The organism is Psychromonas sp. KJ10-2, assembly GCF_047323255.1.
Taxonomy (GTDB): domain Bacteria; phylum Pseudomonadota; class Gammaproteobacteria; order Enterobacterales; family Psychromonadaceae; genus Psychromonas.
On sequence record NZ_CP178827.1, the window covers coordinates 1,043,677 to 1,056,933 of the forward strand.

Consider the following 13,257-nt stretch of genomic DNA (forward strand, 5'->3'; position numbering starts at 1 on the left):
TTTTATACTTGCTTTGCTGTTTGACGCACCACTAGCTTCTCCATTATACGTAGATCCTTATCAGTTAACCTTAACGCAGCATCTACCCAAACCTCTGTGATATCAAATAGTTCCTGATATGGGATAGGGTTGCATATATCTTTCACTTTTCGCATAGCTTGATAGCTATTTGCTTTTCGGTTAGCTGAATTAATATAATCATATACTGCTATTTCCCCCTTCCCTTTTTCAGCAAGTATGTCAATCACTCCCATTTCATACAATTCTTCTGCGAGATATAACTTACCACTCAAGATGATCTCTTCTGCTTTAACAGGACCGACTTTTCGACTCAGTAATGAATAAGCCCCCATACCAGGAAATAAATTAAAGACAACTTCAGGAAGTCCTAACTTAACCCCTCGTTCAGCAATAGTAACATTACTTGATAAAGCCCCCTCAAATCCACCACCTAGAGCATCTCCTTGGATCAAGGCAATAGTTGTAAGCTCACTATCGACATGCACCATATTACGATACAGTGTATCTATACACTTAATTGCATAAGTGAGTAATTCATCACGCTTTCCTTGTTTAATTAAACTCAGAAATGTTGATAAGTCTCCCCTAAATTAAATACATTATCAACAGATGAAGCGGCGATAATATAGTCATACTTTTCAGAGTCACCATATTTATTCTCAAACTGAACGCTCTTCTGATAATCTGTAATTTCATCTAATAATTGAGCGGTAAAACAAGGACGAGGACTTGCGTGCATGTAATACCAACCTGCTTTATATTTCGCATCATAATAAACCGATAATTGAGAATATTGGTGTTGCGAAGATACCTTTTTATTAGATGTTTGTAGTTCAGTTACACGTGCTAAATTATTCATTTTATATTTCCTTTAAGTATATTTAATCGACCCAAACTATTATTTGAATCGCACATTTATCTGAATTGACAAATGCACTTAAAGTGTACCAATATAAAATGCGGTTAAACTGACCAATATTGACGATATATCAATTAGTTACTTTAAATTTATAGTTTACTTTTTCAACAACACTTTTTCTTAACCATCTCTTAACTCGCTATTCTTTAGCATCGTAATAATTATGCTGTTTACTTGATACAATGATTAATGAAAGCATCATAAGCACATGATAAATAGTCGTTCAATGATACGTTACTATTAATAAATGCTACTTATGTCGCTGATATGTATTTCACCGAGCTCAAAGACTTTCATAATTAATTTGCTGATACCTTTAATGCCTTATGGACCCTTTACCCATGAAAAAAACAACTAAAAATATGTTAGCTATCGTGGTCATTGCCACTATTCTAATCATCGCTAGCGCCCTGTATTTTTTTAATTCAACACCACCTGAACAAGGTTATGCTACGCAGCCCGTACAGCGAGGGAATATTGAAAATAGCGTACTGGCAATAGGTATGTTACAAGCTTCTAAATTAGTGAGCGTGGGTTCACAGGTATCGGGGCAAGTTATCAGTTTACCTGTGCCCCTTGGCGAGCATGTTAATAAAGGTGACTTAATTGCAGAAATCGATAATTTAACGCAAAAAAATGCGTTAGAAACGGCAAAGGCCTCTCTTGCCATTACCAATGCCGAATATAAAGCGAAACAAGCACAAATTACGCAAGCGCAAAAAGCCTTTAATCGTCAAAAATCGATGTTTAAAGATAATGCTAGCTCTAAAGAGGACTATGAAACTGCTGAAGCTGACTTGGCGGTTTATAAGGCAGAGCTGGATCAATTAAAAGCAGAACAAGTACAAGATAAGCTCAGCATTGCAAGTGCGGAGTTAGACCTAGGCTACACGGTAATCAAAGCGCCAATGGAAGGTGTTGTGGTTTACAACTCTGTGGAAGTAGGCCAAACCGTTAATGCTAGCCAAACGACCCCCACTTTAGTCGAATTAGCAGACCTCAGTAAGATGACCATACAAGCACAAATTTCCGAAGCAGATGTCATCAATACACGTCCAGGTCAAGCTGTCTATTTCACCATTTTAGGTCAACCAAACAAACGTTATGAAGGTATTTTACGCGCTATTGAGCCAGGCCCAACCTCAATGGATGGTGACGATAGTGACATGGAATCCAGTGATTCAGACGCCATCTATTATAATGGCCTTTTTGAAGTAGCAAATCCAGATGGTGTCTTACGTATTGGCATGACAGCACAGGTATCCATTGTATTAAATAAAGCGGACAACGTACTTTTAGTGCCTTCACAAGTAGTACAAAAGCGACCAGGTCGCCCAGTACGTTACCAAGTACCTATACTAGAAAACGACCAAGTAACCTATAAAGATGTGCAAGTAGGCATCAGCAATAAGATTTATACAGAAGTAACCGAGGGTTTAGCAGAAGGCGAACAAATAGTAGTTGGCTCCGCGGCCGCGAACTCCCCATCACGCACACGTAAACCGCGTTCACCAATGGGGTTTTAAACAATGGATAATCCTCTATTAGCGATCTCTGGCGTATTCCGCTCCTTCGCAGCGGGAGATCAAAAACTAACAGTATTAAATAATGTTAATTTATCCATTAAACGTGGCGAAATGGTCGCGATTGTTGGCGCATCAGGCTCAGGTAAATCAACCTTAATGAATATATTAGGTTGTTTAGATAAACCTAGCCAAGGTAGTTACTTTATCAATGGCCAAGATACCTCTCAGATGGATGCTGACCAGTTAGCTCAATTGCGTCGTGAGCATTTTGGTTTTATTTTTCAGCGTTACCATTTATTAGGCGACCTAAATGCTATTGAAAATGCAGAAATTCCAGCTATTTATGCTGGAAAAGATAAAAGTGAACGAGACAGTCGTGCACGTGCACTTTTAACTCGTTTAGGTTTAGCTGATCGACTTGACCACAAACCGGGTGAATTAAGTGGTGGTCAGCAACAACGCGTCAGTGTTGCACGTGCGTTAATGAATGGTGGCGATGTTATTCTTGCCGATGAGCCTACGGGTGCTTTAGATAGCCAAAGTGGCGATGAAATGATGAAGTTATTACAGGAACTGCATCATGACGGACATACCATTATCTTAGTTACACATGATATGGATGTCGCTAACTTTGCAGATCGCATCATCGAGATCAAAGATGGTGTGATCATCAGAGATGCACAAAAAGAGCAGATAAAAACAACCAATACCCTGCCTCAACTTGACGCTGACAATAACAAAAATAATACCATTAGTCGTTATGTTGAAGCCTTTAAAATGGCTTTATTAGCCATGTCATCACATCGTTTACGTACCTTTTTAACCATGCTCGGCATCATTATTGGTATCGCTTCTGTAGTCTCTGTGGTGGCTTTAGGGGAAGGATCACAACAAGCCGTATTAAAAAATATCAGTGAGATGGGCACCAATACTATTGATGTGCGTCCCGGATCAGGCTTTGGTGATCGACGCTCAAACCTAGTACGTACGCTAACTTCATTGGATAGCGATGCACTCAAAAATTTAACCTACGTAGATAGTGTCACTCCATCAATCAGTAGTTCAGGCACGATCCGCTATGCAAACCAAGGTGTGTCAGCCAGCTTTAATGGTGTCGGGGCAGATTATTTTCGTGTTAAAGGTTATGAAATTGCTGAAGGGCAATTCTGGGATGAAACTAATGTAGTAAGTTTATCGCAAGATGCCGTTATTGATGATAACACTCGTAAAGCACTATTTTTAGATAAGTCAGCAATTGGTGAGGTAATTTTCCTTGGCGAATTACCCGTACGTATTATTGGTGTCACGAAACCTAAAACCAGCACATTCCGGAATAGTGATGCATTAAATGTATGGATCCCATATAGCACAGTAGCCAGTCGTATGATCAATCAAAACTACCTCGATAGCATTACGGTTAGGGTTAATGAATCTGCATCAAGTAGCGCCGCTGAACAAGGGATAACCTCTCTGTTAAAAATGCGTCACGGTAGTCAAGACTTCTTTACGGTGAATACCGATTCAATTCGTCAGAGTATCGAGAAAACGACACAAACCATGACCCTATTAATTTCAGCCATTGCTGTTATTTCATTAATTGTCGGGGGTATTGGTGTCATGAATATCATGCTGGTATCGGTGACTGAGCGGACTCGTGAAATAGGCGTTAGAATGGCCGTTGGTGCGAGACAAAGTGATATTTTACGTCAGTTTTTAATTGAAGCAGTATTAGTATGTTTATGCGGTGGTGCTATTGGTATTGCCCTCGCCTACCTTATCGGCTTTATTTTTGCTTCTACAGGCGGTAATTTCCAAATGATTTATTCAACGGGCTCAATTGTTGCAGCCTTTGCCTGCTCGACCTTAATTGGTGTACTTTTTGGATTTTTACCAGCACGAAATGCAGCGCAGCTTGACCCTGTTGATGCATTAGCGAGAGAATAATTATGATAAAACCATCTTCACTATTGCGTTGTACTTATGCTTTAGCTACTACATTGTTCATTAGTAGCTGTAGTTCCACCCAGCCGAATCAGGACTACCAGCCTGAGGTAGCTATTCCAGAAAGCTGGCAAAGCTTGAGTATAACTGAACAAGTTCAACTTGATCCCTGGTGGGAACGTTTCAATGACCCGCAACTAAATGCCCTGATTGATCGAGTATTAAGCAGTAACAATGATTTGGCATTAGCAACGCTGACCTTACGTAGTGCCCGTTTAAAAGCAGGGTTAACAGAAGCGGAAGGTTCATTTCAACTTAGTTCAAGTACCGATGCGAGTCATGATACGTCATTGCATAGCAGTGACAATAGCAGCAGTTACAGTACAGACCTATCGATCAGTTATGAACTAGACTTATGGGGGCGTGTTGCCTCTGAGGTTGATGCTGCAAAATGGACAAGTTTTGCTAATGCCGAGGACAGGGAAAGCACTGCACAAAGCTTAGTTGCAACGACGGCCTCCTTATATTGGCAAATTGGCTACCTCAAACAAAGCATTGACCTAAGCCAGGATAATATACAATCAGCTAAACAAAGCTTAGCGATTATTGAAAGCCAATACCGCTCAGGCGCAGTCACTCAACTGGATATTTTTGAATCGCAACGCAGTCTAGCAGAACAACAAGTCTCCTATAGTGAATTACAACAAGATCTTGTTGAAGCACAAAATGCATTGGCTATCTTATATAATCAACCACCGATGAAAATGCCCATCACCATTAACCAGTTACCTGAAGGCAATATCCCCATGATTGCAGCCGGTGTGCCCGCAGACCTTTTAATTCGTCGCCCTGATGTGAAGTCAGCGCTTTACAGTTTGAAATCTGCTTATGCGACTAAGGATGCCACTTTTGCAGGTTATCTGCCGAGTTTAACTTTATCTGGCGCGATAGGCTCATCTTCTGATCAACTCAAAGATCTATTATCCAATCCAATTGGCACATTAGGCGCGAACTTAATGTTACCTTTCCTGCAATGGAATGAGATGGAACTAAACAAAAAGCTATCACAAATTGATGTGGCATCGGCGATTGTTAGCTATCGTGATACCTTATATGGTGCATTCAGCGAAGTAGATAATGCCATTTCTGCAAGGCAACAATATCAGTATCAAGGTGTAAGGTTACAAGAACAATATAATGCTGCGGCAGCGGCTGAGCGTATTTATGCCAGTCAATATCGTTATGGTGCCATTGACATTCAAGACTGGTTAGACGCACAAGATACTTTACGTGATACTGAGCAAGATATTTTAGAAAACCGCTACAATCAATTCAATATACAAGCGACCTTATATCAAGCATTAGGCGGGTCAGATATTGCACCTGAAGTCACTATTTCAGAAGACTTACTATAAAACGGTTGTAAAAAAGCCTCCATCATGAGTTTCATGAGGGAGGCTTTTTAGCATAGAGGATTAAGAAATTAAGCTTTTTCTAGCGGCTTAGCTTCCTCTTCAGACACTTCCTCTGTAGCTTGGTCACTTAATATATCTGATAAAGTACTTCTCGATATATGCCCTTCTACTTCGCCTTCATCATTCACAACCGCAAGTGGATGTTCGTTATCTAGCATATCTGGGATAACAGACTCTAGTAATGCATCACTTTGAACCGAAGGTACATCTTCTAATAATTCATCCGTAATTTCATTATGGTAATCACTCTTCTCAACACCTTCTAAGGTTTCTTGTGTGATCACACCTTGATAACCATCGTCACTCACTACGTAACCGTAATCGTGTTTAGATTTACGCATTTGCATCACCGCTTCACCGATATTCTCACTGGAGATACGGCAAATTTGCGGTTGCATCACTGTTTCAACAGTTAATGCACGCGCTCGGTTAACATCTTTAACAAACGCTTCAACATAATCGTCTGCAGGATTGAGCAGAATATCCACCGGTGTGCCCTGTTGAATCAATAAGCCATCGCGTAGAATGGCAATTTTATCACCAATACGTAATGCTTCATCTAAATCATGGGTGATAAATACAATGGTTTTATGTAGCTTATCTTGTAATTCAATGAGCTGATCTTGCATCTCACTTCTGATCAATGGGTCTAATGCCGAGAAGGCTTCATCCATTAACAGAATATCCGCATCGGTACATAACGCACGCGCTAAGCCAACACGCTGTTGTTGACCACCTGAAAGTTGCCCCGGGTATTGGTTAGCATAACCGTCTAACCCCACAGTTTTTAACCACTCTTCACCACGCGCTTCACGTTCTTTTTTAGGCACACCCTGTACCTGTAAACCGTAAGCAATATTTTGGAGTACAGTACGATGTGGCATTAAACCAAAGCGTTGGAATACCATGGACATTTTATTACGACGGAATTTTTGCAAGGCTTTTTTATCGAGCTTCATCACATCATCACCAGACACAATGATCTCACCTGCTGTTGGGTCAATAAGACGATTAAAATGACGGATTAATGTTGATTTACCTGAGCCAGAAAGCCCCATAATCACAAATATTTCGCCAGGGTAAATATCTAAATTAATATCTGCTAATCCAACCGTATGGCCAGTTTCAGCTAAAATAGTCTCTTTAGATTTTCCTGCTTTTACTTCTTCTAACACCTTTTTGTCATTCTTACCGAAAATTTTATATAGACTCTTAATACTAATTAACGGTGCTTTTTTATCTGTTGTGCTCATCTTATTGGTCTCCAAAATTCTGTAATGTACGTTTAGCATAACTTTGGGAGATTCGATCAAAGATAATCGCTAACGCAACAATGGCAAGACCATTTAATAAACCTTGAGTGAAGTATTGATTACTAATTGCTTGTAACACAGGCTGACCTAATCCTTTCACACCAATCATCGATGCAATAACCACCATCGCTAACGCCATCATGATCGTTTGATTTATACCAGCCATAATAGTAGGCATGGCTAATGGGATTTGCACACCAAATAAACGCTGTATTGGACTTGCTCCATAAGCGGTCGCAGCTTCTAACACTTCTTTATCAACTAAGCGTATCCCCAAGTTGGTTAAACGAATAACCGGTGGGATTGCATAGATAATAACAGCAATAACCCCTAGCACTTTACCGATACCTAACAACATAACAACCGGAATTAAGTATACAAAAGCAGGCATAGTTTGCATCACATCTAAAATAGGGGTGACAATAGACTGTATGCGATTAGAGCGCGCCATCGCAACACCTATCGGAACCCCAATAAATATTGCTAGCAAGGTTGAGACGATGATCATACTCATGGTACGCATGGTATCTTCCCACATGCCGAAATAACCTATGACCAAAAAGGCAACTATCACTGAGATAGTTAACTTGAAGGAACGACTAGCGGCATAAGCAAAACCAGCAACAACAGCAATCACCAACCACCAAGGGGTAGATAATAATAATTTTTCAAACCAAATGAGGGTAGCTAATAGAGGGTCGAAGAAGGATTGTATTGCATCTCCGTATTCTCGTGAAAAGTCTCGAAATAAACCGTCGAGTAGTTTTTTGAAGTCTCTTAATTCTTTACGATCAAGTTGCGGGATTTCTGAGATCCATGACTTGTCTGACATTTTCTTTTTCTCTCCTGAAAAATGTTTAACCAACCTAGGTAAATATCTAGCCAACCATGTGATGGTCATCTGACATTATAAGAAAATAAAGGGTTATTTACTTACCTAGAATGATAAAAGCCTAGAAAAACTAGGCTTAATTGTGGGGATTTATAACTCTGCTAATGCTTTTTTAATTTTTGCAGCTGTTGGTGCATCAACCCAAGTTGTCCATGTTGATTCATAGTCAGTTAGGAAGTGCTCAACGATGTAGTCACCGTCTGCTTGCTCTTCTTCTATCCAAGCTAATAAACCATTCATTTGCTCGTTAGTGTACTCACGACCTTCTAAGTATTTAACGATTTCAGGTGCGCGCTGAGCAAACTCTTCCGTCACTACTGAATCAACAGCAGATGGTGGATACATAGTCACTTTAGGAGTTAAACAGTCGATTTGAGTTGTACAGTTAAGGAACTCCTCTTTATCGATGCCCGTTCCAAAGTCAACTTTAACCATTTTATATTTACCTAAAACGGCTGTTGGTGCCCAGTAGTAGCCTAACCAAGCTTCTTCACGTTCGTAAGCTTTTGCAATTGAACCAGAGAGACCAGCACCAGAACCTGGATCTAATAATTCAAAGCCAACTGACTCTAAATCAAGTGCAGTAAACAATTGGCTTGTTGATATTTGACAGTTCCAGCCAGAAGGACATCCCATAAAGCCTGACAGTTCAGGATCTTCAGGGTGCTTAAATAGCTTCGCATTGGCTTTAATACCTTCGATAGTCGCTAAAGACGGATCTTTCTCAACCATATAAGCTGGTACCCAGAAACCTTCTTCACCGCCATCGGTCAAAGTTGTACCCGCATAACGAATACGACCTTCAGCAACACCTTTATCTAATGCGTCACGCATTGAGTTACTCCAAAATTCCGGAGCAATATCAGGTTGACCTTTTTCAATCATAGCTGCACCCGTTGGCATGGTATCGCCAGGTACTAGCTCAGCATCACAACCAAAACCATGCTCGAGGATGAAACGATCAACGTTAGCAACAACAGTTGCAGAGGCCCAATTCATATCCGCAATTGTGACTTTGCCACATTCACTTGCAGCGGCTGGCAACGTAAACGAAGCACAAGCAAGTAAGATAGAAGAGGAGATGATTTTACGCATATTAATATCCTTATTAACTAATGAATTTAAAACGAATTTTTTACAAAAATCGCTTGTATCATACACTAAAATGGTGTTGATATGAAGATGAGCTTCCTGAGAAGCGACAATACGCGCTCAAACGAATGATAAATAAAGCATTATTTTTCAATAACTTTTATTTAATCGCACCTAAATATGGCTAGAAAAGCGACTTTTCTCTCTTACTCATAAGCTCTGTTTATGGCACAATATTTTTCACTTTTTCAGTACACTTAACCGGCATTATTTATGATAAAAATTAGAAATTTAGTTCATCCAAAATTAAATATTAAACAATGGCAAATAGCACCTAATCAAAGCTGGTGTGTATTAGGTAAAAATGGTTCAGGTAAGCAATATATTAATCAACTATTTCAAGGTATTTTAGACGTACAACAAGCCGATACATTACAACTACCTAAACCTGATAAAATAGGTCTTATCTCATTTGAACAGCAGCAAGCCACCTACGAAATTACACTGGATATTGAAGCGCCAGATTTTGTTGACCTTGAACAAGCGCCTACTAAAGCACGCGATTTTTTACCTAAAGATAAATGGCAAGATCCATTAATTACTGAATTTGGTTTAGCGCACCGCATGGACACAGGCTATTTGAAGTTAAGTACGGGGAAAGTAGGAAGTTATTAATGCTACAGGCTATTTTCAGCGGCATTGAGTTATTAGTCTGTGACAACCCTTTTGATAGTTTAGATGTAGGCTCCTGTGAAGCGCTATCGCAAGCATTACACAAACTCAATGAAAGTGGTGTTAATGTTTTGCTGATGCTTAATAACCGTCAAGATATCCCCGTATGGTGTAACCATATCGCCTTTATTGAGCGTGGCTATTTAACGGAAATTGGCGAATTGACGGATCCGCAAACTCAACAACAACTCGATGCATTGTTAGCGCCAACACCGGATCATACACAATGGCCAGAAAATCAATGTGAGTTAGCTGATTTTAAACACCCTTACCTAGTTAAATTGAATAAAGGCAAAGTGCATTACAACGGCGTTAACGTATTTGAAGACCTTGATGTGACCATTAAACCACTACAACATACGTTAATTACAGGACCTAACGGCAGCGGTAAGTCTACTTTAATGCAATTAATTACCGGTGATTGCGCACAATGTTATAGCAATGACATTCAGGTATTAGGCTATCAACGTGGGTCAGGCGAAACCATTTGGCAAGTCAAAGAGAATATGGGGATTGTCAGTTCAGAGTTACACAGACAATACCGCATCAATAGTGATCTACTCAGTGTCATTTTATCGGGGTTTTATGATTCCATTGGTGTTTATCAACAACCAAGTGCAGCCCATATTGATCTTGCGGAACAATGGTTAACTAAAATTGGCATGCAAGATAAACAAAAAACACCTTTCCAAAGTTTAAGCTATGGAGAGCAAAGATTAGCCTTGATTGCCAGAGCATTAGTGAAGTCCCCTTACCTGCTTATATTAGATGAGCCAACACAGGGGTTAGATGAATTAAACCGTCATCGCGTACTGAACTTCTTAGAGCATTTAGCAACTCAACAACACAGTACCATGTTACTGGTTAGCCACCGTAAAGATGAATTTTTATCGATTTTTGAGCAGCATATTACTTTATAAACACCTCTGTATATAAAACATAAAATTGGTAAGTCTAGCTGTTTTAGACTTGCCAATTTTTACGCATTTTTGCAATAACAGGCTCAGGCACCTCATGGATATTAGTAAACTTTCCTGCGCAGTTAATCACCTTCAATCTTGCATTAAAGCGCGTCGCTAACTGCTCATAGAACTTCATTTCCCAACGCTTAACAAAGGTATTTGCAACGATCACATTTTGTTTGTTTTTTAAGGCCATCAAAGATTGTTGTTGGCACCAGTGATGCGCTTCCGATAACTTTTCAGGCTGAAACTGATAAACCCCACCTCGATCAATAAAGTACATATCAGCTTCAACATGCAGCGTATTCTGTTGAGCTTCTTGGAGCAGTTTCTTAGCAAGTGTACTTTTGCCACTTCCTGGTAAACCTCTGATTAAAGTAAGTGTAAGTTGAGACATGAAGACGCTTCATCATAAGAAAAGTAAATAAAAAATGGTTTGATTGTGATTGACACAATCAGCTTATTTTAATGACAGTGTTTGAGATAAACAAGTGACCTAACAGACAGCTCAGTTAGGCCACTTAATAAAAGGTAAGAATTTAATCAGATTAAATTTTAAATTGCCCCACCAACTTTTCTAACTTGCCACCTTCTGACAATACATCACTGGCAATTTTTTCAGCCTCAACACTGCTCGACGTTAAGCTATTCACAATATTTTGGATTTCATAAATATTACGATTAATCTCTTCAGTGACTGAGCTTTGTTCTGTGGTTGCTGTTGCAATCTGTGTACTCATATCATTGATAGACGTAATAGAAGTGGTCACTGACACTAAGCTTTCTGAAATGGTGCGAGATGAATCAACAGTACGAGTACTGCGCTCTTGGCTTAAAGACATAGCATTAACTGATACTTTCACTAATCGATGTAACTCATCAAGCATTTCATTTATCTCTAAGGTACTTTGTTGAGTACGACTTGCTAAGCTACGTACTTCATCGGCAACCACCGCAAAACCTCGCCCTTGCTCACCTGCTCGTGCAGCTTCAATGGCCGCATTCAAGGCTAATAAGTTAGTTTGTTCAGCAATCGCGCCAATCACACTTAATACCTGATTAATTTTTTGTGACTGGTCACTTAATGCTGTCACACTACTTGCAGCGCCATTAATCTCTTCAACTAATGCAGTCACTTCCGATAACGAAGTTTCAACACACTCTTGCGCATTCATTACATCTAATGTCACTGCTTGCGTCGCTTCGGCTACTTGGTTGGTATTATTAGCCACTTCATTGGCTGTGGATGACATTTCAGTGATCGCCGATACCACTTGCTCTGTTTCATTATTATGATGCTGTAACTGTGATGCAATTTCAGAGCTTTGTGAATTCATATCACGACCGGCTTGATTAATCCCTAAGGTCGCTGTGTTAATATCGCTAATGGTATTTTGTAATTTATCTACAAATAAGTTAAACGAACGTCCTAGTTGTGCAATCTCATCGTGCCCGTTAATCTGCAGACGTAAAGTTAAGTCCCCTTCACCCTGTGCAATATCATTTAGATTATCAGCCATACCTTTTATTGGTTTAACCATTCTAGATGCAACAAAGACAACGATGACAATAGTCAATATGATTAATGCAATTGAAATATATAAGGTAAGCCATAATTTATCTTTTAATGTAGCCGTAGTCGTCTCACTGTATGCATCAATAACTGTTTCAATATCATCAATATAAGCGCCTGTACCTATCATCCAATTAGTGTTGGGTACCATTGCAGCAAAGCCTAATTTTTCAAATTGTTTTGGCGAACCTGGTTTTTGAAAATAAAATGAATAAACTCCATTACCTTTTTGCGCGGCATTCAATAAACCAACGATCAACTTATTACCTTTAGTATCAGTTAAATCAATGAGGTTTTTGCCTTCTAACTCTGGTTTAATGGCATGGAAGATATTGACACCTTTTGTGTCGTAAATATAAAAGTAACCCGCATTACCAAAACGAAGATCACGAAGAGCAGCGTTAACATCACCTTGATTAGGTAAAGATAACTGATGCGACACAACATTTGATGCCACTTCCGTAATCTCCCTAAGTTGCTGCTCTCGTTCTTTAATCAATGCGCTACGAAACTCTGCGATGTTATCCTCTAAACCTTTCTTCTCCAGTGAAAACGAGATAAAGGATAACAAAGCTAAAATACTGATTAGCGGGATTAGTGTGAGTAAAAGTAATTTTTGAAGCATGGTTAATTTATTCATGTAGATTCCATTCCCTTACAAAGGGATAACAAAGTACCTAAAGAGGGTTATTTTTTAGAGTATATTGGCAAATTTCAAATACGTCTCATCTTAATTACGAACTTTTTATAAAATGTCAGAAAACTGTGATGTACCGCTGTAAGTAAATAAGTTATCTCTTTAAAAACGTCA

The 13,257-nt window shown here is 39.4% G+C and carries 12 protein-coding genes; 5 read left to right on the plus strand and 7 right to left on the minus strand.

Annotation, left to right across the window (positions count from 1 at the left end; translation table 11 throughout):
• Nucleotides 1-2 precede the first annotated feature (2 nt).
• Both ACLKL2_RS05045 and ACLKL2_RS05050 read right to left on the minus strand, forming a co-directional pair.
• A complete protein-coding gene (locus ACLKL2_RS05045; protein WP_413694254.1) occupies nt 3-587 on the minus strand; it encodes a crotonase/enoyl-CoA hydratase family protein in 585 nt (194 codons plus the stop codon).
• Nucleotides 584-880, minus strand: coding sequence for a hypothetical protein (locus ACLKL2_RS05050; RefSeq protein WP_413693602.1), 297 nt, complete (start codon nt 878-880; stop codon nt 584-586). The genes ACLKL2_RS05045 and ACLKL2_RS05050 overlap by 4 nt, the downstream gene beginning before the upstream one ends.
• Before the next feature lie 401 nt (nt 881-1,281).
• Here ACLKL2_RS05050 and ACLKL2_RS05055 point away from each other — a divergent pair, with 401 nt between their 5' ends.
• From ACLKL2_RS05055 to ACLKL2_RS05065, 3 genes are read left to right on the plus strand one after another with little or no spacing between them, the layout of a single operon-like run.
• Nucleotides 1,282-2,466, plus strand: coding sequence for an efflux RND transporter periplasmic adaptor subunit (locus ACLKL2_RS05055; RefSeq protein ID WP_413693603.1), 1,185 nt, complete (start codon nt 1,282-1,284; stop codon nt 2,464-2,466).
• Between the two features lie 3 nt (nt 2,467-2,469).
• Nucleotides 2,470-4,410, plus strand: coding sequence for a MacB family efflux pump subunit (locus tag ACLKL2_RS05060; RefSeq protein ID WP_413693604.1), 1,941 nt, complete (start codon nt 2,470-2,472; stop codon nt 4,408-4,410).
• A 2-nt stretch (nt 4,411-4,412) separates the two neighbouring features.
• Nucleotides 4,413-5,822 carry an efflux transporter outer membrane subunit gene (locus tag ACLKL2_RS05065; protein ID WP_413693605.1) on the plus strand — a complete coding sequence of 470 codons (1,410 nt, stop codon included), beginning with the start codon at nt 4,413-4,415 and terminating at the stop codon, nt 5,820-5,822.
• Nucleotides 5,823-5,890: 68 nt separating this feature from the next.
• On the opposite strand, the gene ACLKL2_RS05070 is transcribed toward ACLKL2_RS05065, so the two are convergent.
• The 3 genes from ACLKL2_RS05070 to ACLKL2_RS05080 all read right to left on the minus strand — a co-directional run bounded on the left by ACLKL2_RS05070 (nt 5,891) and on the right by ACLKL2_RS05080 (nt 9,182).
• On the minus strand, nt 5,891-7,135 hold the full coding sequence (locus ACLKL2_RS05070) for a quaternary amine ABC transporter ATP-binding protein (RefSeq protein ID WP_413693606.1): 1,245 nt from the start codon (nt 7,133-7,135) through the stop codon (nt 5,891-5,893).
• A 1-nt stretch (nt 7,136) separates the two neighbouring features.
• A complete protein-coding gene (locus ACLKL2_RS05075) occupies nt 7,137-8,027 on the minus strand; it encodes an ABC transporter permease (protein WP_413693607.1) in 891 nt (296 codons plus the stop codon).
• A gap of 150 nt (nt 8,028-8,177) precedes the next feature.
• Nucleotides 8,178-9,182 carry an ABC transporter substrate-binding protein gene (locus ACLKL2_RS05080; protein WP_413693608.1) on the minus strand — a complete coding sequence of 335 codons (1,005 nt, stop codon included), beginning with the start codon at nt 9,180-9,182 and terminating at the stop codon, nt 8,178-8,180.
• Between the two features lie 270 nt (nt 9,183-9,452).
• On the opposite strand from ACLKL2_RS05080, the gene ACLKL2_RS05085 reads away from it, so the two are divergent.
• Together ACLKL2_RS05085 and ACLKL2_RS05090 are read left to right on the plus strand one after the other, a co-directional pair.
• The gene (locus ACLKL2_RS05085) at nt 9,453-9,854 is read left to right on the plus strand and encodes a hypothetical protein (protein ID WP_413693609.1); all 402 of its coding nucleotides are present in this window, start codon (nt 9,453-9,455) and stop codon (nt 9,852-9,854) included.
• Complete coding sequence (locus tag ACLKL2_RS05090) at nt 9,854-10,831, plus strand: ATP-binding cassette domain-containing protein (RefSeq protein ID WP_413693610.1); 978 nt, start codon at nt 9,854-9,856, stop codon at nt 10,829-10,831. Before ACLKL2_RS05085 ends, ACLKL2_RS05090 begins: the two co-directional genes overlap by 1 nt.
• 43 nt (nt 10,832-10,874) lie before the next feature.
• On the opposite strand, the gene ACLKL2_RS05095 is transcribed toward ACLKL2_RS05090, so the two are convergent.
• Nucleotides 10,875-11,270 carry an ATP-binding protein gene (locus ACLKL2_RS05095; protein WP_113818650.1) on the minus strand — a complete coding sequence of 132 codons (396 nt, stop codon included), beginning with the start codon at nt 11,268-11,270 and terminating at the stop codon, nt 10,875-10,877.
• A gap of 151 nt (nt 11,271-11,421) precedes the next feature.
• Complete coding sequence (locus tag ACLKL2_RS05100; RefSeq protein ID WP_413693611.1) at nt 11,422-13,086, minus strand: methyl-accepting chemotaxis protein; 1,665 nt, start codon at nt 13,084-13,086, stop codon at nt 11,422-11,424.
• Nucleotides 13,087-13,257: the final 171 nt, after the last annotated feature.